At 54.7% G+C, this 19905-nt stretch carries 18 protein-coding genes; 11 read left to right on the top strand and 7 right to left on the bottom strand.

Annotated features, from left to right (window positions below; all coding sequences use genetic code 11):
• Positions 1-26 precede the first annotated feature (26 nt).
• Complete coding sequence (locus tag ACOQPU_RS03760) at positions 27-1226, top strand: hypothetical protein (RefSeq protein ID WP_420643795.1); 1200 nt, start codon at positions 27-29, stop codon at positions 1224-1226.
• Between the two features lie 71 nt (positions 1227-1297).
• Here ACOQPU_RS03760 and ACOQPU_RS03755 read toward each other — a convergent pair whose 3' ends face one another.
• The 3 genes from ACOQPU_RS03755 to ACOQPU_RS03745 form a co-directional block, all read right to left on the bottom strand.
• The gene (locus ACOQPU_RS03755; RefSeq protein ID WP_420643794.1) at positions 1298-2101 is read right to left on the bottom strand and encodes an isopentenyl phosphate kinase; all 804 of its coding nucleotides are present in this window, start codon (positions 2099-2101) and stop codon (positions 1298-1300) included.
• A 72-nt stretch (positions 2102-2173) separates the two neighbouring features.
• A complete protein-coding gene (locus ACOQPU_RS03750) occupies positions 2174-2722 on the bottom strand; it encodes an LOG family protein (protein ID WP_420643793.1) in 549 nt (182 codons plus the stop codon).
• Positions 2723-2798: 76 nt separating this feature from the next.
• Positions 2799-3623, bottom strand: a complete 825-nt coding sequence (locus ACOQPU_RS03745) for an alpha/beta fold hydrolase (RefSeq protein ID WP_420643792.1) — start codon at positions 3621-3623, stop codon at positions 2799-2801.
• Positions 3624-3883: 260 nt separating this feature from the next.
• On the opposite strand from ACOQPU_RS03745, the gene ACOQPU_RS03740 reads away from it, so the two are divergent.
• Complete coding sequence (locus tag ACOQPU_RS03740) at positions 3884-4981, top strand: YheT family hydrolase (protein WP_420643791.1); 1098 nt, start codon at positions 3884-3886, stop codon at positions 4979-4981.
• Positions 4982-4983: 2 nt separating this feature from the next.
• Here the strand turns inward: ACOQPU_RS03740 and ACOQPU_RS03735 are convergent, their stop codons facing one another.
• Entirely contained in the window at positions 4984-5457 is a 474-nt protein-coding gene (locus ACOQPU_RS03735) for a GNAT family N-acetyltransferase (protein ID WP_420643790.1), read from the bottom strand.
• Between the two features lie 172 nt (positions 5458-5629).
• Here ACOQPU_RS03735 and ACOQPU_RS03730 point away from each other — a divergent pair, with 172 nt between their 5' ends.
• The 7 genes from ACOQPU_RS03730 (at position 5630) to ACOQPU_RS03700 (ending at position 12971) form a co-directional block, all read left to right on the top strand.
• Positions 5630-8104 (top strand): sensor histidine kinase, encoded by a 2475-nt coding sequence (locus tag ACOQPU_RS03730; RefSeq protein WP_420643789.1) that lies wholly within the window; start codon positions 5630-5632, stop codon positions 8102-8104.
• Positions 8101-9180 carry a LysM peptidoglycan-binding domain-containing protein gene (locus ACOQPU_RS03725; protein ID WP_420643788.1) on the top strand — a complete coding sequence of 360 codons (1080 nt, stop codon included), beginning with the start codon at positions 8101-8103 and terminating at the stop codon, positions 9178-9180. Before ACOQPU_RS03730 ends, ACOQPU_RS03725 begins: the two co-directional genes overlap by 4 nt.
• A gap of 208 nt (positions 9181-9388) precedes the next feature.
• On the top strand, positions 9389-10159 hold the full coding sequence (locus ACOQPU_RS03720; RefSeq protein ID WP_420643787.1) for a hypothetical protein: 771 nt from the start codon (positions 9389-9391) through the stop codon (positions 10157-10159).
• Complete coding sequence (locus ACOQPU_RS03715) at positions 10156-10617, top strand: copper resistance CopC family protein (RefSeq protein WP_420643786.1); 462 nt, start codon at positions 10156-10158, stop codon at positions 10615-10617. The genes ACOQPU_RS03720 and ACOQPU_RS03715 overlap by 4 nt, the downstream gene beginning before the upstream one ends.
• Positions 10614-11246: a pyroglutamyl-peptidase I gene (gene pcp / locus ACOQPU_RS03710; protein WP_420643785.1), complete on the top strand. Its 633-nt coding sequence runs from the start codon at positions 10614-10616 to the stop codon at positions 11244-11246. The genes ACOQPU_RS03715 and pcp overlap by 4 nt, the downstream gene beginning before the upstream one ends.
• A 263-nt stretch (positions 11247-11509) precedes the next feature.
• Positions 11510-12469, top strand: a complete 960-nt coding sequence (locus tag ACOQPU_RS03705; RefSeq protein WP_420643784.1) for a WD40/YVTN/BNR-like repeat-containing protein — start codon at positions 11510-11512, stop codon at positions 12467-12469.
• A gap of 217 nt (positions 12470-12686) precedes the next feature.
• Positions 12687-12971, top strand: coding sequence for a GIY-YIG nuclease family protein (locus ACOQPU_RS03700; protein ID WP_420643783.1), 285 nt, complete (start codon positions 12687-12689; stop codon positions 12969-12971).
• A 155-nt stretch (positions 12972-13126) separates the two neighbouring features.
• Here ACOQPU_RS03700 and ACOQPU_RS03695 read toward each other — a convergent pair whose 3' ends face one another.
• Both ACOQPU_RS03695 and ACOQPU_RS03690 read right to left on the bottom strand, forming a co-directional pair.
• A complete protein-coding gene (locus tag ACOQPU_RS03695) occupies positions 13127-14146 on the bottom strand; it encodes a hypothetical protein (protein ID WP_420643782.1) in 1020 nt (339 codons plus the stop codon).
• Positions 14147-14187: 41 nt separating this feature from the next.
• A complete protein-coding gene (locus ACOQPU_RS03690; protein ID WP_420643781.1) occupies positions 14188-15885 on the bottom strand; it encodes a CapA family protein in 1698 nt (565 codons plus the stop codon).
• Positions 15886-15927: 42 nt separating this feature from the next.
• Between ACOQPU_RS03690 and ppk1 the strand changes: the two genes are divergently transcribed.
• Positions 15928-18057, top strand: coding sequence for a polyphosphate kinase 1 (gene ppk1, locus ACOQPU_RS03685; RefSeq protein ID WP_420643780.1), 2130 nt, complete (start codon positions 15928-15930; stop codon positions 18055-18057).
• 47 nt (positions 18058-18104) lie between these two features.
• On the opposite strand, the gene ACOQPU_RS03680 is transcribed toward ppk1, so the two are convergent.
• Complete coding sequence (locus ACOQPU_RS03680; protein ID WP_420643779.1) at positions 18105-18944, bottom strand: geranylgeranylglycerol-phosphate geranylgeranyltransferase; 840 nt, start codon at positions 18942-18944, stop codon at positions 18105-18107.
• Between the two features lie 108 nt (positions 18945-19052).
• Between ACOQPU_RS03680 and ACOQPU_RS03675 the strand changes: the two genes are divergently transcribed.
• Entirely contained in the window at positions 19053-19838 is a 786-nt protein-coding gene (locus ACOQPU_RS03675) for a TrmH family RNA methyltransferase (RefSeq protein WP_420643778.1), read from the top strand.
• Positions 19839-19905 lie beyond the last annotated feature (67 nt).

Below are 19905 nucleotides of genomic sequence, written 5' to 3'. Positions count from 1 at the left end.
CTCCAGTCTCCGATCTCCTAAAAATTATGGCAAGAACAGAACTGTTGACAAACGGCCGTATCGGCAAACCATTTCATCCATATCGTGACGACAAGAATTTGATCATCGCTGCTGGCTGGGCACCCTGGTGGCAAGATGCCGCCGAGGGGTCGCCCGACTGGAAGAACCGCACCCCAATTTTTAGTGCCTACACCCTCGACGACAGCTTAACGCAGCAACTGAGCACCCCCTGGGCCACGCATGAAGCCGGGATGTGGCAGCAGGTTCCCTCCGTGGCAGGCAATCAATATGAACTCACTGTTGAAGGGCAAGCATGGTCCAGCGAAGATGCATCCCCCGGTAGCCAACTGGAAGCCAGCAACGTGAATTTGCAAGTGGGCATTGACCCCACCGGTGGGTTAGACCCCTCCAGCCCGTTGATTGTCTGGAGCGACCTAGTCCAGCCCTTGAGCCATTGGGAAACGGTACGGGTGCAGGCGGAGGCAGAAGCCTCCATCATCACCATTTTTCTAAAATCGGCACCGAACTTGCCTAAGCGATTGCAATCTGTTTTTTGGCGCAATGCGTTTTTGCGCCCCATCGGGCGGCACAAGCGGGGGGTCAACATCGTGGGTTTGGGGGACACGCACATTGCGCTAGAGCCTGAGCAGCCCAAACCAGGGGAACCGATTACGGCCGTAATCTCCTCCAGCCGTGCCCACAGTCATGTAGACCTCATTGTGATGCGGCCAGATGACACGCAGGGCAGGGTAACGGCCAGAGGGCGCACGCTAGACGCTGACCGCACCATTTGGCGTTACGAGTTCAGCACCGACATGGACGGCCTGTACGACATTCGCTTTGTGGGGGATTTTGGGGCACGGCTGCTGGCACTGCGGCTGCTGCAAGTGGCACGCAACGTACAGCTTGTGCCCAGCGATTCTGCCCGAATGAATTACCGTCGTGTGTACATCCTGCTGCCCCCAACGGCCAGCAAAAAGTGGTTGTTGGCCGCAGCAAAGGGAGGGTACGACGGCCGTTTTACCATTGGCTTCTCGGCAGATGATGCGGGCATTGGCGATCTGGAAAATCGGCACATTCTGGCGGTGAATCCCCACCATTGGCCGGAAGTGCTGACGGCTAGCTGGTTCCAGCAGCACTATCCAGGGGTGAAGTTCACGCCAGTTGTCGCCAATCAGCCCGAAGATTTAGAAGATTGGCTCAAAAACTGGACGGGGCTGGACTAAAAACAAGCCGAGAAGAAAGTGTCTCAGATGCAAACGGCATCCTGTAGCCACACTTTCTTAGCACGTTTCGACTAGCCTGACGGCGTCAATCCCAGGCGCGTACCGCCAGCCTGCGCCGGATGCAGCAGTGTCTGTACCAAATTGCCCGGTTCCAATCCCGAAAAAATGCGGATCGACAGCTGCGGAAACTGATCGACCAAATTCAACATGCTTTGCACTTTGCTGGCCATCCCGCCCGTCACGTCGGTGCCGCGTGAACCACCAAGGGCAGCTTCAATTTCGGCATAGTTTGCCCGGCTGATGGCTGGGATGACCTGTTCAGATTTATCAAAAACGCCGGTTGTCTCCCCTGCCAGCAGCAACCAGGACGGCCGTATCTCCCCCGCTAACGCCATCATCACTTCCTCGGTAGACACAATCGTGCCACCACGTGCCGAATCAAAAGCCACGTCGCCGTACACCACTGGTACCAGCCCCGCAGCCAAAGCCGCCTGTACGGTGTGGCTGGCGATGGCATAAATACGGCCGTCTACACACACAACCGACGCCGACGGCTGCAAACTGACAGCTGGCACGTCCTCTGCTAGCAAAGCGGCCAACACCTGCCGGTTCAGCCGCGCCGCCGCATCGCTCACTTCCGCAAAAGCACGCCAATCTTCGGCGTCAGCAACGCCCTGCCGCGTACTCCGTTTGGCGGCAGCCATGTGCCCAAAAGAGCCGCTACCGTGTCCCAAAACCAACTGCATTGTCGGGCTTTCGCGCCGTGCCTGCGCAATTTCCGTCGCCAGCCGTGCCAAAACATCTGCCCGAACCGTTTCTACCTTCGTTTTGTCGGTAATTAGCGACCCGCCGAGCTTCAAAAAAATTGTTTCCATAACTTTTTCAAGGACTGGCAGTCCTTCCCATAGATTCCTACAAAAACGAAAGTTTAAGACTACCAGTCCTGATTACGCATCCTTGAAATAATCTACTATGTGCGCCACGGCCGTTTTCGGATTATCTGCATACAGTAGCAAATCCATATCCCGCCGGCGCACGTAGTCTGGTGAGTAAAAAGCATCTACCGTCTGCCGCCAAAGGTCGCCCAGCAGCACCAGCGGCTGGACTGGTACCTCACCCACCTGTAAAAAGCTCCACGCCAATGTCATTTCAGACAGCGTGCCGATGCCGCCAGGCAGCACAATCATGCCGTCGCTATGGGTCACCAAATGGAGCAGCCGCTCGCGCAGCGTGGGGTAGCGGATCTCTTCCTTTACCCACCGGTTTGGCCCCAACGGCCGAAACTGCTCAATCTGGTCGCACGTCACCCCAACCACATGCCCGCCCGCTCCGGCTGCCCCTTGCGAAACGGCCGTCATCGTCCCAGAGTAACCACCAGTCGCCACGGCAAACCCCGCTTCTGCCAAAAGTTTGCCAACCCGCTGCGCCTCGGCAAAAGCGGCACTCCCTGGCTGCGGCGCAGAGCTGCCAAATACAGAAATGGTGCGATTGTTCATGAATGTCCTTAGTGGTGATCAGGTGTTCACGTGTCAGGTTTTCACTTTGACAGTTGGCTCTTGGAAACCTGAAAACCTATTTTAGAAATTGCCGCGCAATTCCCTGAACCTCAACTTGCTTTTCAAGCATTGGGGCATGGCCGCATTCGGGCAAAATGTGTGTTTGGCTATTGGGAAATTGCTCGGCGAGCACGTCAGCATCGCTGGGTGGCACCACGCCATCATTTTCGCCCCAAACCATACAAATTTCGTGGTGGAGGTTGCTGAGAGACGGCCGTAAATCATGAAACGCCGATGCCTTGAGCACATCCGCCGACTGCCGCGCCAGCTCATAATCCGCCAGTCGCCTATCCCACACCGATTCGTCAATTAACTCTGGATTGTAAAATGGGGTCTTGATTTGCCGCCGCACCCACAGTTTGGACTGCGAAACGGCCGAACCCAAATCAATCAATCCCAGCCCCACCCCAATTCGCTTCACAAATTCGGGATAGCTGCCTGATGACAGCACGGCTGGAGCCATCAGCAACAACTTCTCTACCTGCTCTGGGTAATCCACCGCGTAGGTAACGGCCAGCGTACCGCCAAACGAATGCCCCAGCAGTGACACTGGCGGTAAATGGAGCACCTCGCAAAACGCGGCCAGCCACTCCACCAAATGCGGGAAATTGTACGGTGTGGTCGAAGCGGTGTAGCCAAAGCCGGGAATGTCTGGCGCAATGAGCCAATGATCGTCTGCCAGCTCGTGCATTGTCTCGCGGAAGCTGTCGGCGGAGGTAGACATGCCGTGCAGCAGAATGATGGGACGGCCGTTCCGCACACCCATCTCATAATAGCTAGTGTGGATGCCAAGGGCATCCGTCTCAAATCGGGGAACCTGGGGATAAGGATAGTTGGGCATGAGCAGAATCTTATCAAACTTGGTCAAATTCGGAAAAAGAATACAATTTTGCCACAGAGCTTATGCAAACCACAGAAAATATCTTGAAAAACGATGAGCGATTGCTCTGTGGTTTGCTCAAGTAAAAGCCAAAATTGCATTCAATCTAATTCAAGATACTTCTTGGCTTTTACATGAACTAATTTTGGCAACGAATTGGCGCGAATTCATGCGAAAAAATCGAGATAATTTGGGCAAATTTGTTGCTTCTACAAAGAAGCATGACTGATTTTCAACTCAATCCCTACAAACCAACCAAATGGCTGCCTGGTGGTCATTGGCAAACTGTTTTTGGGCGGCTGGTGCGGCGCAAGGATGGCATCATCTTCCACCGCCGTCGCTTAGACACGCCGGATGGGGATTTTATTGACATTGATTTTCCAGAGGTAGCAGGCCATTTGCTACCAGACAATGCGCCGCTGGTGCTGTTGCTGCACGGGCTGGAGGGCAATGCGCGGCGCGGCTACGCTTGCGAGACATATCGCCGTTTGGCCCAGCTAGGCGTTCGCAGCGTGGGCCTCAACTACCGCTCTTGCAGCGGCGAAATGAACCGCAAAGCCCGCTTTTACCATTCTGGGGCCACAGACGACGTGGCCTTTGTGCTGGAAACGTTGGCAAACTGGTTCCCAAACAGCAAGCGAGGGTTGATTGGTTTCTCGCTGGGGGCAAACTTGACGCTGAAATTCCTGGGTGAACTTGGGGGAAAGGCGAATGATTGGGTAGAAACGCCTGCTCGGTTCGGGAGCCTTGCCGAACAACTGAGCGGAGTCGAAGCGGCCGTTGCCGTCTCCCCACCCTTCGATATGAAAAGCAGCTCTGCTTTGTTGGAGCAAGGATTTTCTCGCTTTTACACGCGCTACTTTCTACATTCTCTACACGAAAAAGTGAGGGCAAAAGCTGATTTACTGGCTCCGGTCGTGGATTTAGACAAAGTGCTAGCCGCCAGAACATTTCGAGAATTTGACCATTACGGCACGGCTCCACTAGGCGGTTTTGATGGGGCAGATGATTATTACGAGAAGTGCAGCACTGCCCAATTTTTGCCGCATATTCGAGTACCCACCCTATTGCTCCGCGCTCTGGACGATCCGCTGTTTGCTCCAGACGACGTACCGTATGACATTATCGCCGCCAACCCATGCCTCACCACTGGCATCACTGCACAGGGCGGGCATCTTGGTTTTGTGGAGGGGCAGCCGGGCAGCTTCAACTGCTGGGCAGAGCAGGAGGCAGCGCGGTTTTTGGCCGTTCATCTTACAAAATCTCCCGCAGGTTCCACACTTGAACCCGACTCTTTGCGTAAACCTGCGGGAGGTTAAATTTATAACGTCAGACGCATGACCAGTTCATTACCTTCTACTTCGCCCGTGTATTCAAAGCCCAGCTTTTCGTAAAACGGCCCAGGATTACCGGGAACCTCCTGAACGTGGCTCACCAGCAGTTCTTTGGCACCGGGGCGGATTTTAACATATTCAACAAGATGGTTGATTGCTTTACGGCCGTATCCCATCCCCTGAAACTGTTCCGCCACCATCAACCGCCACAAGAAGTAAACTGGCTCGTCGGGATCGTCAAACAGCATGATGAAGCCCACAGGCGTCTCGTCTGCATAAATGCCCCGGAACCAAGCCTTTGGCTCAAAGTGGGCCTGGGCAATGGAAACCGCATTGTTGGCCACCATTTCTTCTTGCGGTTTAGCTACCTTCATGTTGAGAAACGGCCGTAACGTCTCCTTCGTAATCTCCCGCAAAGAAACAACTGCATCCCGCCCCGGTTTTTCCAACGCTTCTGTCATAATCATCACCTTGTCGTTAAGCTGTCAAAGATAGCAGTCACCCTGTCACCTGTTCACTTTTTCATCCCGCACCTTTAACTCCACTTTCACCGCCACCACCAACACACTCTGTTATGCTATAATTTGCTACCTTACATAAGCGACCCCTGCCTGCGCAGGTTTTACCATACCCATGACGTTGTTACCACAGATCATCCAGCTACTAACTGAATCCCCCGGCAATATTGTTTACCATCTGGTAACCTTGTTTGCCCTTCAGGCGGTGCTAGGGATTGCCTTTAGCCAATGGCGGCGCAACAAACAAGACAAAACGGCCGTTCGCACCGCCATCGCTGCTGGATTCCTCATTGCTGGCCGGCTGATCATCATGGTCGCCAGCCTGATCATTATCAACAATGACGTCTCCTCTATTGTCATTTTGCCGCCGCTGGAGCAAATGGTAAACACGGTAACGGCCGTTTTCTTACTGTGGGCCTTCATTCCTTCCCCGCAAAAGCTGCCCCGGTTAGGGCATATTTTGCTACTGCTGACACTGCTGGTTGTGGGGATTATGGGGCTGTCTTTTGCCCAGGCGTGGGCAGCCCAGGTAGCTGACGCGCCCGTGCCGACCCAGCACCCGTACAATGGCACCCCGCAAGCCACCGTTTGGGGCGTGGTGCAGATTGTGTTGCTGGCGGCTGGCCTGGTTGTGACCTTGCTGAACGGCCGTCTGCGCCCCACCTTCCGCCCCTTCATCTTAGGCTTGCTGCTGCTGGCTCACCTGGCCCACTTCTGGAATTATCCCGAACTCATTCCTTCTGGCACCGACATTCCTTACTGGATTCGTCTGGGCTACCTGGCCGCACTGCCGCTGTGGGCCATTATGACCTACCGCGAATCGCTGGCCCCGCTGGTGGCCTTGCAGCTAAACACCCTGCCCGCCCACCAACAGCTAAACCGCTCGCTAGCCTTGGCCGCCGACGTAATTGAAAGTGACAATCGCCGCAGCCGCCTGCAAACGGCCGCCGAGATGACCGCCCGCCTCACCGATGCCGCCTTTGTGGGCATTGGCCTGCAACCAGACGAAGCACCAGAGACCGTCCGCCTGATTAGCAATTTGCCTCAGCCGCAAACCAATGCGCCCCGCACCTGGCAGCTCCATTTGTCCGACTGGGAACCCATGGCGGAGCTTATGCGGTCTGGCAAACGGCGGCATCTGCCCCTCACCGGCTCCAAAGCGCGGCAGGTGTATGCGCTTTACGAAGCACTAGGCATTGGGGCATTGGGCGGGCTACTGCTGGAACCGCTTAAAGCGGAAGATGAGGTAATTGGTCTGATGATTCTGGCCTTGCCAGACGGCCGTATTCAATGGCCCATCTCGCAGCAAAAAATGCTGCCCGGACTGGCAAAATTTGTGGCTCAGGCCGCCCTCCGCAGCCAAAGTCAGCCCGTCGCCCCACCGCCACCAGAGGAAACGACCGCACCAGACCCACCCCTGCCCAGCGAAACCGATCCCAATTTGAGCGGCCGTCTCATCGCCCTGGAAGAAGAGCGAGAGCGGCTGGTGCAAAATCTGGAAATTGCCAACAACCGGCTGCTGCAAGCCGAAACCCGTGCCGCCACCGCCACCCGCCGCTCGCAAGATTTAGCCGCCGCGCTGGAAGAGATGGAAACGCTCAGTCGGGACGAAAAAATCAACGCCCTCGAAGAAGAGATTGCCACCCTGCGCGAATCGCTCATTGAGGCAGAAGAAGCAATGGCCCTGGCTGCCGCTGGCGAAGGCGGCCTCAGCACCGAATGGGTGATGCTCACCATCACCCGCTACTCTGGCCAGCTAGAGGAAGCGCAGGCCCGCATTGCCCAGCTTGAAAGTGAGCTAGCCAAGCGAGAGCGCGGCCCCTCCGACGACATGCTGATCTCTTTGGTGCAGGAACTGCGCACGCCAATGACCTCCATTGGCGGCTTTACCGACCTGCTGCTGGGCGAAACGCTGGGGATTTTGGGCGTCAAGCAGCGCGACTTTTTACAGCGCATTCAATCAAACACCGAGCGCATGGGCAGTTTGCTGGAGCAAATATTGCAGCTTACGGCCGTTCAGGAACCACAAGCCACCCCAGAAGACGAGATGGTCAACGTGCGCGAAATGCTGGAAACGGCTGTCAACGGCATGGTAAGCCACTTACGCGATAAAAACCTCCAGCTTGATCTAGACATCGCTCAAGATTTGCCCGCGCTGCCCGTTAGCCGCTCTGCGCTGCACCAAATTTTTAGCAACCTACTCAGCAACGCTTGTTTGGCCTCCAGCAAAAACGGCCGTGTGGTAGCCACCGCCTACGCCCAAGCCATCCCCGATAGCAAACACAATGCCAACGACACCATCCGCTTCCTACAAGTCAACATCAGCGACAGCGGCAGCGGCATTCGCCAGGAAGACTTGCCCTACGTCTTTGACCCCAATTATGATGCGAAACGGCCGCTCATTGCCGGGCTGGGGGACACCGGGGCTGGCCTGTCTATGGCTTATGAACTCACCAACAAGCATGGTGGCCGCCTTTGGGTGGAAAGCGAGCCGGGCAGCGGCAGCACCTTCTCGCTACTCTTCCCCATCGCCTCAGACCTAATAATCACCACAAGCGCGCCCAGCAACGGCAGCCAAAGCCACCCATGACCCAACAAACGCTCCCTCCCGGCAGTTGGCGTACCCATCTGATTATCACCAGCGGCGTGCTGTTTACTGTGTTCCTGGCACTCATTTTGGCCCAGTTAGATGGCCTTCAGCGGCAGATTTTGCCGTCGCCCATCGCCGTCGCTATTAGCAACCTAAACGCCACACCCACCAGCACCCCCCTACCAGCCATTCCGCTGGCCTCTGGCACGCCCACGCCGCCTGGTGCGCCCCCCATTTCAGACGAAAATGGCATGTTGCCTAGCTGCAATGCCATCCCGCTCGATTGGGTGCTAACCTCAATTAGCGACAATGAAACCTTACTCTCGCTTTCCGTGCGTTATAATCTGTCTGCCGAGAAAATTCGTCTGGCCAACTGCCTTCCCAGCGATAGCTTACTCAACGTGACGGCTCTCTACCTGCCAAACCCGGCAACAACGCCTAGCCCCACACCCATTTGCAGCCGACCGCCCAGCAATTGGGTACTCACCACCGTCTTGCGTGGACAAACGCTTTTCCGTCTCTCGCTCATCCACAACACCAGCGTCAATGCCATAGTCCGCGCCAACTGCTTGACCTCAATCAATTTATATGCTGGCCAGCCGATCTACTTACCAGGGCCAAACTTTATCCCGTCCACCGCTACAGCCACACCAACCGCCACCAGTACCGCCACAGCAACTTCAACGGCTACAGCCACCAGCACCAACACGCCAACCAGCACCGTGCCACCGCTGCCAACCGTTTCCACCACGCCGACCAGCACGGCAACAGCGACACAAACGTCCACGCCAACAGCATCCCCCACCCCCAGCAGCACGCCGACGGCGAGCAGCACCCCGCCAGCATCGGTGACGCCTACCCCATCACCCACAAACACACCATCAGCGACGCCAACCGCAACACGGTCGCCTACGCCCAGCAGCACACCAACCCCTTCGACGACGCCAACAGCGACACAATCGCCCACGCCTACCAACACGCCGGTTCCCACCAACACCACCACGCCAACCGCAACTGCCACACCAACGGAAACAGCGTCGCCCACACCTTCCAACACCCCAACCCCCACGCCGTAATCACGCTTAGACGGGGCGGTTCGCGCACCGCCCCTACAAATGGTGTCAACACCTAAACTCCTAGAAACTCATTTTTGATTGTTTGATTAGTTTTGTTGTCCACGCAGTGGGGCTTTGCTACAGTTGCCACATGATTAAATTGCCTATTTTCATGCTTCTCGCTGTTTTGTTTGTAGCTGCGTGTGGAGGCACAGATAGCAGCACAACCGTGTCTGACGCCGTCTCGCCCATCCAAATTTTGCGAATGAGTGGAGATACGGCCGTTGGCACGCCGCGCATCGTATTTGGTTTATTCGATGGCCCCGACGCGGTAGCGGATGCCCAAAGCGTGGCTCTGAGCGTGGTTGAGGTGGGTAACGCAGAAGCAGAACCCGTGTGGCAAGGCCCCGCCAAAAATTACAGTGACTACGAGGTGCCGTATTGGGTGGCGTACCCCACCATTCCCAGCCCTGGCTTTTGGGGGGTAACGGCAGAGGTGGCTTTGGCAGACGGCCGTACCGTTAGCAGCCAGTTCACCCTTGAAGTGAATGCAGAAAGCGAGAGCGTGACCATCGGCGAGCCAGCTCCGCTGAGCGAAAATCGCACCCTCGCCACCGAGCCAGACATCAGCAAGCTAAACTCCGGCAACGACCCAGACCCGGCGTTTTACCAGCTCACAGTCGCCGATGCGGTTGCCAGCGGCAAGGCGACGGTGGTGGGCTTCATCACCCCCGGTCTGTGCGAGACGCGCTGGTGCGCCCCGGTGCTCAACAGCGTCGCCACCGTGCGCAACGAGGTGGGCGACGCTGCCAACTTCATCCACATCGAAGTGTACGAAGATTTTCAAGCGTTGACCTACGTGCCAGAGATGGCGGAGTGGGGCTTGCAGTCGGAGCCGTACATTTTTGTTCTGGATGGAGATGGGCAGGTCACAGCCAGCTTGCCGGGGCCGGTGTCGCCACGCGAGCTGACGCAGGCACTAAACCAGGTACTACCGTGAGGCGGTTTTGGCAGATTGGGCTGATTTTGTTGGGAACGGCCGTCTTCATCCCCACCATTTTTGCCCATGCAGAACTCATCTCGGCTGTGCCAGCACCGGGCAGCACGGTTGCCACGCTTACCGAGCTGCGCCTCACCTTTAGCGAATCCATCGGCCCCAATGGGCAGATTCAGCTACACCAAAATTTCATCTCGGCGGCAGAGCTAGCCCCCGTTGTTGAGAACGAGGTGGAATTGGTAACGGCCGTTCCGCCCTTACCAGATGGTGCCTACATGGTGCAATGGTCTGTCATCAGTGCCGATGGACATCCCATCAATGGCAGCTACAGCCTGGGCATTAGCAGCAGCCTAGACGGGCCAACCGCGCCCTGGTATTTTAGCGGCTGGGCCATTGGCAGCCTGATTCTACTGCTTTTGGGGCCAATTGCTTTATTTTTAACACGTCGGAAACAAGCATGAACCAGACAACTTTTTTACTCACCGGATTTGAACCATTTGGCCAAAGCCGCATCAATCCTTCTGAGCAGGTGGTGCAGCAGTTGGCAACCAGGCGGTTTGAAGGATTCGAATTGGCAACGGCCGTTCTGCCCGTACACCGCACCCGTGGGCCACAGACTTTGTTAACGGCCGTTCAGCAAACCAACCCCGATGCCATCGTTTGCCTGGGCGAAGCGGGCGGTCGCCATGCCATCTCCATCGAGCGGGTGGCGGTAAACCTAATGGATTACGGCATCGCAGACAACGACGGCCAATTGGTGCAGGATGAACCCATTCAGCCAGATGGCCCGGCGGCGTACTTCACCACCCTGCCCGTGCGCCAGCTTATGCAGGCGGTGCAAGGCGCGGGCATTCCGGCCGAACTTTCGCTGACGGCCGGAGCGTATTTGTGCAATCAGGTAACGTATGAACTGCTCCACTATTTGGCCCAGCAGCAGCGAGACATTCCGGCAGGCTTTGTACATCTGCCCTTTTTGCCGCAGCAAGCGGCCGTTCGGCCCGGCAAATTCCCCAGCATGGCCTTGGAGACGATGGTGACGGCCGTTTCCACTATTCTCCACACGCTTCACAATCACCTTGCCACCAGCTAATCGCTTACCAAAGTAGACTTCAAAAGTCTTGGACGATTCTTGAATTAGTCAACGAGTAAACAGACTTTTGAAGTCTTGACCCTAACACCTGTCCCTATCCTGTCCCAATGGCCGATGTGTACCTTACGGCCGTTTGCTTTAATAGAAGCACGCCTATCTTCCCAATCAGTTGGCAGTCGCTAAAACAGTTGAAGCGGCTGTCAACTTTGGTTTTTGAGAGACTTTTGAAGTTTTGAAAACTTCAAAAATCTGGAGCAATCGTTATGGAACTTTATTTGGCAACGCGAAATGGTGTTTGGCTGGCACACAATCGGGCCGGAATCTGGCAAACTGAGGCGCGGGGGCTGAACGGCCGTACCGTCACCAGCATCATCGCCCGCGAGGGAGTCATTTTGGCAGGCACCACCGAGGGCATCTTCCGCTCCGACGATTTGGGGGCGAGCTGGTACGCGCAAAGCAACGGCCTAACGGAAAAGTACGTCCGCTGGCTGGCCTACCACCCAGACATCTCCGACCTGGAGTTTGCCGGGACGGAACCCGCCGCCCTGTTTGTCTCCCGCGACGGCGGCGAAAATTGGGTGGAGCGGCCTGAGGTGGCTGAATTGCGTGACCAGCATGGCTGGTGGCTGCCCTACTCGCCCGAAGCGGGCTGCGTGCGCGGCTTTGCCTTCCACGGGCAGCACGCTTTTGCAGCGGTGGAAGTAGGTGGTTTACTCTGCTCCGACGACGGTGGCGACTCCTGGCAACTGGCCGACGGCAGCGACGGCCGTCCTGAATTTGGCACCCCCGCCGCAGGGCTCATTCACCCGGACGTGCATTCAATCGTAGTGCATCCTAGCAGCCACAACTTGCTCTACGCGCCGACGGGCGGCGGTTTTTATCACTCAAATAACGGGGGCGTGAGTTGGCAACCGCTGTATGGCAACTGCTACGTACGAGCCGTCTGGGTGAACCCGGCCAACAGCCAGGAAATAGTTTTGGGGGTGGCGGAGAATGCTGGGGGGAGGAACGGCCGTATCGAGCACACAACTGACGGCGGGCAAACCTGGCAGCCACTCACCGAAACACAGCCCCGCAACATGGTCGAGCGATTTGTTCAAGTGGATGACCAGCTTTTCGCCGTCATGTCCAGCGGCGCACTGTGGCACACTCCGCTCCCCACCCAAACCTGGATCGAAATTTTGCCCACCATCACCAAAATCGAAGCCGCTTGCCAGATGTAAACCTGTCATGCTGAGTGAAACGAAGCATCCCAACCAAGCTGCAAACACCAGAACCTTCGCGGAGCAGGCTTTTTGGCAATTGTAGCCTCGAGGGATTCTTCCCTCTGGTCAGAATGACAAGTGAAAATTGTCATGCAAAGTGAAATATCTACCAAAACAAGGTAAGATATATCGGTCGCGTTTATTCAAAAATTACAAATCGTTTGGGAAACTCGTCATGAAGCAGTATTATGTTTACATTATGTCATCCAAGAGTGGCACACTGTACACTGGCATGACAAATGATCTCGGCCGTCGGGTTTACCAGCACAAACACAAGCTGCTCCCAGGATTTACTCAAAAATACAATGTGAATCGCCTTGTCTATTTTGAAACCTTTAGCCAAGTTCGGGATGCCATTGCTCGTGAAAAAGCGATAAAAGGCTGGCTCCGTAAGAAAAAGATTGCGTTAATCGAGTCCACCAATCCCACTTGGGCTGATTTGAGTGAGGGCTGGTATTAGCTCCCAGTTTTGTCATGCTGAGTGCAACGAAGCATCCCAACCAAGCGGCAATTGCCAGAATCTTCGCTGAGCAGGCTTTTGGGCAATTGTGAGCTTGCGGGATTCTTCACTTCGTTCAGAATAACAATTTTGGGAATTGTTGTGCAAAATGTTTCTTAGGGTGATTGCCACAAATTTGATGGTGTAAGTAGACATTCTGTTGAATTTGGGTTGAGCAAATTTGTGTACAAAGCTTCTTCGTCCCAGTTACTAACCTGGCTAATGGGTTGATGACCATATAATCGTATGGCAGAAGAACTCAGATTTACACGTTCGGCAAAATTTTTAGTTCCGTCAGGATCCCAGATGTCCGGATTCCACAATAAAAGAATTTTTCCGCCATCCCCATCAATACATACTTCCACATTTTCTTCGACATTCCCTGCTCCCTCTCTGTAAGCAGAAAGGATACCTTGCTCTGGAAAATAAAAACGAAAGTCAGCGGGAAGAAGGCTTTGATATGGTTCTGGAAATGTCCAAAGCCAAACCTCTGCTGGTTGCCCAAACTTCTCCATTAAGGCAAGAGGGTTCAAATTGGTGTAAAATCGGGCTTCAATCTCCGCTTCTATCAGAATGCCATTTGATATTATAAACACATGCCTGGTTTGAACACCGTCTTCTATCTCTGCATCTTCAAATAATACCGTCACAATAGTAAGGCCTTCTGGATATTCCTGAATAGTAATAAACGGGTCAAATTGTGAATAATGCTGAATAACCTCGTTTATTGTGCTGATCCCCATTTCTAAGCCCCACCAGCAAGGTAACTGGCAACCATTATTTGTTGTCATCAACTCATCATACTTTTCGCCGCGCTGGTTTGGTGGAATCGTTGGCAGCGGCGGCAAAGTTGGGAGAGGCGTAGCAGTTTCTGTCGGTAGAATAGTTGCCGTTGGTATGAGAGTTGCAGTATGTGTCGGCTCTGGTGTCGCCGTTAAGGTTGCGGTCGGCGTTGAGGAAGGTACTGGTGTGTTTGTTTCTGGAATCATCGTGGGAACAATCACCACGCTATCCAAATCTGAGCTGCTCACGGTGGCGGTTGCACTTACTTCATCTACTTGTTGGGTGCGTGCACAACTTATGAGCGCTACAAGTAAAACGGCCGTCAATCCAATCCCCAATTTTTTCTTATTCATTGCTCCACCCCTTGTTTCAAAGTTTTTCACCTTAAATTTTCTTACCAATCGCTGGCCTGGAAAACGGCCGTTAACACCGCCTCTCTCTCAGCAGCTGTCATTTCTCGCGGGCAGCAGTAATTTTCGATGAGTCCCGTCCACAGCTCGACGCTGAGCAAACGGCCGTCATAAAACACGTACGTATCCACAAACGACTGGCGCGTACCGAGCATGTTCATCTGATCGAAGAACAGATTACCCAGCCCGTAATGGATAAATTTGCCATCCACAAAGGCAAACCCCTGGGCATGATGCGCCTGACTGCCAGAAACGGCCGTTGCCCCCGCCCGCACCAAATCTGCAAAATCCACCTTTTGCTGCGCCGTGGCCGCGTAATGGTAAAACTCATTGTATTGCAGCGTGGCAATTACCAAGTAGCCGTCGGCGGCAAGCTGGCTAATTTGCGCCTCAAACTCAGCGTCGCAGGGGCGGGAACCGGGCTTGCTTTCCCCTGCCCAGGCGTACGCTGGCCCAAATGGATTGCAGCCGATGAAGGCGATTTTGTTGCCGTTGTGCTCAAACAAGGTTGGCTGCTGCGCCGAGGCCAAATCCGCCCCGCCGCCAAAGACCGCCATCCCCGCCTCCGCGTATAAATCGAGCGAATGCAGCATCGCGTCCGTGCCCCAATCATTCACGTGATTGCCCGTCAGCTCCACCACGTCCACGCCCAAAAAGGTGAGCAGCTCAAAGTAGCCGTCGCGGGAGCAAAACGTGGTGCCGCCGATGGGGTCTGGGTACGGGCAGTCAGGCGTAAACGACACCTCGTTGCTCACATGGGCGATGTCGGCGCTTTGCAGCACCGGGCCAACCGCCTGACCCGGCGTGAGGATGCCGCCGATTTCCATCTGGAAGGCAGTTGCTCTGGTTAGAGCTGTAACGCCGCTCATCGCTACGCGGGTGAGCTTGCTACCATCCCAGTTGCTGGCGGGGCCATCCCAGGCGGTGAGGAATTGGGAAACGGCCGTTTCTTCCCCCGCGACATTCACCGCCACCGTCAACGGGTAGGTCGCCGGATCGAATTCGGCCGTCAGCGGGGACGCGCCATCCAACCGCAGTAGCTTTAAATCGGGCTGGAGTTTGTGGAAGGGGAGGATGATCAGAGACGGCCGTTCTGCCCAGGCACGGTCAATAAGCTCTGCCGTGTCTGCTAAAAGGGTGACATTTTCTCTGTCCTGTCCTAAGGGAGCGGCTAGCGGACTACCTGAACTATTTTCTGAAAAAACTTTCCAGGGTGAGGGGACACGTGCTTGCCAGTTTGTTTGCACTTCCAACAATGAAATCTCATCTTCTACCGTGGCAAAAGGTGCTGCTACCACATAGATCCAATCCGCCAAATGGCGCCCAGTGCCTAACGTTAGCTGCACATCAGCAGAGAAAGACTCTACCCAAACGAAGGCCGCATCTTGTTCTGCCACCGTTTGTGCCATGAGAACCAAATCGGGCGGCACGTTGGGGTCTGCGCTGAGGCTAATGGGGGAAACGGCCGTTGCCGTCATGGTTGGCAGGGTTGTAGCGGTCGGCGGTAAAATGCCGAGCGGGGCAGGCGTGGGTGGCTGGTTTGCAGATGGGGTAAATTGGCCAATTGGCGTAGGTGGGGCAGGCAAAGTAAGTAACGGTGCGGCGATAGGCGACGGCTCTTCCCCCACACCTCCGCACGCCGTTAGCCAGAACAGGGCAACCAGATATAATCCCTTAACCAAACGTTGTCCGTTTATCCAAACCTTTACACGAAAAATCATCTTATGTCCGAAATCGATCTGAAAAACCCTAGCCTGTATATTAACCGAGAACTGAGTAATATCGAATTTAATCGACGTGTCCTGGAAGAGTGCGAAAACCCAGAACATCCGCTGCTGGAGCGCGTCAAATTTTTGGCCATTTTCAGCGGCAATATGGACGAGTTTTTCATGGTGCGCGTCTCCGGGCTAAAGCAACAAGTGTTGTTAGGCATCACCGACCGGCCTGCCGACGGCCTGACCCCGCGCGAACAGCTTGTGGCTATTCACCGCACCGTCACCCAGCTCTTTGCCCAAGCCAACAGCTATTGGCTCGAAATGCTGCAACCCGCCCTAGCTAAAGAAGGCATTCATGCCTTGAATTATGGCCAACTCAAAGCGCGTCAGCAAAAAAAACTGGCTGCCTATTTTGAGCAAGAGATTTTCCCGGTACTCACGCCGCTGGTATTCGATCCCACCCATCCTTTCCCGCACATCTCCAACCTTAGCCTCAATTTGGCAGTAGAAGTCAGAGACCCAGATAATGATGAAATTCATTTTGCTCGGGTAAAGGTGCCTGCCACCTTACCCCGATTGGTGCCGCTGAATCCGTTGGATCCCGATGAGCTGCTGCCCCCGACAACGCAAAAGTTCATTTGGCTCGAGCAAATCATTGCCGCTAATCTGGATCGACTCTTTCCGGGCATGGACGTGTGCGCCGCCTACCCGTTCCGCGTAACGCGCAACACCGACATGGAAATTCAGGAAGAGGAAGCAGACGACTTACTGCTAACAATGGAAGAAAATTTGCGCCAGCGCCATTTTGGCAGGGTTGTGCGCCTGGAAATTGATGAAGAAACCCCAGACATTCTGCGCAATATTTTAGTCAGCAACTTGAAGGTTAACGCCACCGATGTGTATGCCACAAACGGGCCACTGGGGTTAAGCAGCCTGTGGGAACTGCACAAGCTGGAGCGTCCCGAGCTTAAAGATGAAGGGTTTCAACCAACGGTTCCCGCCAATTTGCGCACAGGGGACTCAATTTTCAACATTTTACAGAGGAATAACGTCCTGATTCACACGCCGTTCGACAGCTTTTTGCCAGTGGTGGATTTTGTGCAAGCGGCGGCTGAGGACCCAAACGTATTGGCCATTAAGCAAACGCTTTACCGGGTTGGACCAAATCCGCCTATCGTGCATGCCCTCATGAAAGCACGGGAAAATGGAAAGCAGGTGGCTGTGTTGGTAGAGCTGAAAGCTCGTTTTGATGAGGAATCAAACATTGAATGGGCTAAGGCATTGGAAAAAGCAGGGGTGCATGTAGCCTATGGGGTGATAGGCCTGAAAACACATTGCAAATTGTGCCTGGTGGTGCGGCGGGAGCGAGACGGCATCCGGCGGTATGTGCATATGGCCACGGGCAATTACAACACCATTACGGCACGCCTTTACACAGACCTGGGCATGATCAGCAGTGATGATGAGATGGGAGCGGATGCGTCTGAAGTATTTAACTACCTCACGGGCTATTCCAAGCAGGTAGACTACCGTAAGTTTTTGGTGGCACCAGTGAATCTGCGCTCCAATTTACTGCGACTGATTGAGCAGGAAACAGACCTGGGTAAAAAAGGGCGTATCCTTATCAAGGCAAATTCTTTGGTCGATCCGGGCATCATTCGCAGTTTGTACCGTGCATCGCAGGCTGGGGTGCAAATTGATTTGATCATCCGAGGGTTTTGCTGCCTGCGCCCAGGTGTGAAGGGGGTTAGCGACAATATCCGGGTCAAAAGCATTGTGGGCCGCTTTTTGGAGCATAGTCGCATTTACTATTTCCACAATAAAGGGAATCCTGACATTTATGTGGGCAGTGCCGACCCGATGCCGCGCAACATTAACCGGCGCGTTGAGGTGTTGTTCCCTATTGAGGAAGAGGCAGAGCGGCAGCAAATTATTACTATTTTGGCAACGTACCTGCACGACACGGCCAAATCGCACCTGCTGCAATCAGACGGCCGTTACTTACCAGCCATTGATCAGTTAGGGGAAGGAGAAGAGCCATTTAACAGCCAACTTTGGTTGCTAAACGGCCGTCACGCGGACAAGGAACCGCCATTCGATCCCACTATATTGCCTTTACCAGGAGACGGTAAGCAGTAAGCGGCGATCAGTAATCGGTTGCTCCATTCTGAACACCGATTACCGAACTACGTCGTTGCACCCAGCAGCACCGCCACAAACCAAACCATAAAGTCATACTTCATAAGCTGGCTGAGCTTTTCTAGCTGCTGGCCAGTGCGCTCGCGGGTGACGCGCAGCAGCACATAGATAAGCACCGGGTACACGCCCAGAGCAACTACCAGTGCATACACAGGTCGATATACGTCTAGCAGGTAAGGCAGCATCATCACCACCAGCGTGGCCGAGGCCAAAATGTAGAACACGACTCTGGCCGCACGCCGTCCCCAAACGGTGGCCACCGTGCGGCAGCGTTGGCGCAAATCTCCTTCGTAATCTGCCAGGGTTTTCAACACTTCACGCCCCATAATGGCCGAGGCGATGATAGCCGCCAGCCAGAGCGATGGACGCGGGTTGCCCGCAGCAATGCCACCAAAGATGGCACTCATGGCCGAAATAGTGGCCACAATAGCATTCCCCATCAGCACCGTGCTTTTGAGCCGCCAGGAGTAGAGGTAGAGCATTCCGGCAGAGAGGAGGGCGATGATAAAGGCAGTGGTGTTGATAAAGGCGGCGAGGATGATAGAAACGGCCGTCATCACCAGTGAAAAAATCAGTACCGACCGAGGAGATATCAATCCGGCTGGCAACGGCCGATTGGGCTGGTTAATCTTGTCAATCTCAATGTCTCGATAATCGTTCCAGGCGTTGGCCGCTGCGCTGATGAACCAGGTTGCCAAAATTGCCAAAATCACCTTGCCCCAGGCACCTGTCCCCGCTACATAACCACCCAATAGCACCGCCAACCCGCCAGTGAGCGTCGTCAATGGTCGGCTGATTTTGTATAATCCCTTCAACTCGCTTACCATTAAAATCGCCTCCGAAAAGCACACATCTTAAAGCAACATGGATAATTTCGTATGGGCATGTTGTAATTACCTTAACCCAAAAATCGCAAAAAAGATACAATGGAATCTATGATTACCAGTTCTAGCAATGCCAAAGTGAAGTTGGTGCGGCGGTTACAGGCAGATCGTCGCTTCCGCAGCCGTGAGCAGCGTTTTGTGGTGGAAGGCACCCGCTGGCTCACAGAGCTGGTGAAAATGAAGCTCCCGCCGGAGCTGCTATTTTACACACAACGATGGCTGGAAACGGCCGTACATGCCCAAATTTTACAACAACTCAACAGCCTGGGACAATCCACGCCGCTGCTGGTAAGCGACGACGTGATGCAGGCAATGAGCGATACCAGCACGCCGCCCGGCATCCTGGCAGTGCTGCCCATGCAGCCGCCCCCATTGCGGCCAAACCCAACCCTGCTGCTGGTGTTGGATGCCATCAACACGCCGGGCAATCTTGGCACCATGCTGCGTACGGCTGGGGCCGCTGGCGTTGATGGCGTCTTGCTAGCCCCAGATTGTGTCGATTTGTACAATCCCAAGGTGGTGCGGGGCAGCATGGGGTCACATTTGCGCCTGCCCGTATACAGCCAAACCTGGGATGAAATTGCGAATACGGTACAGACAATGCAGGTTTGGTTGGCAACAATTCAGGCAGAAACGGCGTATACGGCCGTTAACTGGACCCAACCGTCAGCCTTGATCATTGGCAGCGAAGCAGCTGGTGCCAGCGAGGCCGCTCGCAAAATTACCCACCAGCATCTCACCATTCCCATGCACGCCGCCACGGAATCGCTCAATGCGGCCGTAGCCGCTGGCGTCATTCTGTTTGAAGCTGCCCGACAGCGGCGGAAAAGCCAGTAACCAGTACCAATGAGGGTTGTAACCCACCCATTAGTAGGCCATACTAAACAGGGTAAATTCCAATGAC

The organism is Candidatus Leptofilum sp., assembly GCF_965223285.1.
GTDB lineage: Bacteria > Chloroflexota > Anaerolineae > Promineifilales > Promineifilaceae > Leptofilum.
Note: the sequence above shows the minus strand (reverse complement) of the source record. Positions and strands in the feature narration are given on the sequence as shown.

Bases quoted from the DNA above. Each gene is read 5' to 3' on its own strand.
- ACOQPU_RS03760 (WP_420643795.1), top strand. From the start codon at position 27: ATGGCAAGAACAGAACTGTTGACAAACGGCCGTATCGGCAAACCATTT.
- ACOQPU_RS03755 (WP_420643794.1), bottom strand. From the start codon at position 2,101: ATGGAAACAATTTTTTTGAAGCTCGGCGGGTCGCTAATTACCGACAAA.
- ACOQPU_RS03750 (WP_420643793.1), bottom strand. From the start codon at position 2,722: ATGAACAATCGCACCATTTCTGTATTTGGCAGCTCTGCGCCGCAGCCA.
- ACOQPU_RS03745 (WP_420643792.1), bottom strand. From the start codon at position 3,623: ATGCCCAACTATCCTTATCCCCAGGTTCCCCGATTTGAGACGGATGCC.
- ACOQPU_RS03740 (WP_420643791.1), top strand. From the start codon at position 3,884: ATGACTGATTTTCAACTCAATCCCTACAAACCAACCAAATGGCTGCCT.
- ACOQPU_RS03735 (WP_420643790.1), bottom strand. From the start codon at position 5,457: ATGACAGAAGCGTTGGAAAAACCGGGGCGGGATGCAGTTGTTTCTTTG.
- ACOQPU_RS03730 (WP_420643789.1), top strand. From the start codon at position 5,630: ATGACGTTGTTACCACAGATCATCCAGCTACTAACTGAATCCCCCGGC.
- ACOQPU_RS03725 (WP_420643788.1), top strand. From the start codon at position 8,101: ATGACCCAACAAACGCTCCCTCCCGGCAGTTGGCGTACCCATCTGATT.
- pcp (WP_420643785.1), top strand. From the start codon at position 10,614: ATGAACCAGACAACTTTTTTACTCACCGGATTTGAACCATTTGGCCAA.
- ACOQPU_RS03705 (WP_420643784.1), top strand. From the start codon at position 11,510: ATGGAACTTTATTTGGCAACGCGAAATGGTGTTTGGCTGGCACACAAT.
- ACOQPU_RS03700 (WP_420643783.1), top strand. From the start codon at position 12,687: ATGAAGCAGTATTATGTTTACATTATGTCATCCAAGAGTGGCACACTG.
- ACOQPU_RS03695 (WP_420643782.1), bottom strand. From the start codon at position 14,146: ATGAATAAGAAAAAATTGGGGATTGGATTGACGGCCGTTTTACTTGTA.
- ppk1 (WP_420643780.1), top strand. From the start codon at position 15,928: ATGTCCGAAATCGATCTGAAAAACCCTAGCCTGTATATTAACCGAGAA.
- ACOQPU_RS03680 (WP_420643779.1), bottom strand. From the start codon at position 18,944: ATGGTAAGCGAGTTGAAGGGATTATACAAAATCAGCCGACCATTGACG.
- ACOQPU_RS03675 (WP_420643778.1), top strand. From the start codon at position 19,053: ATGATTACCAGTTCTAGCAATGCCAAAGTGAAGTTGGTGCGGCGGTTA.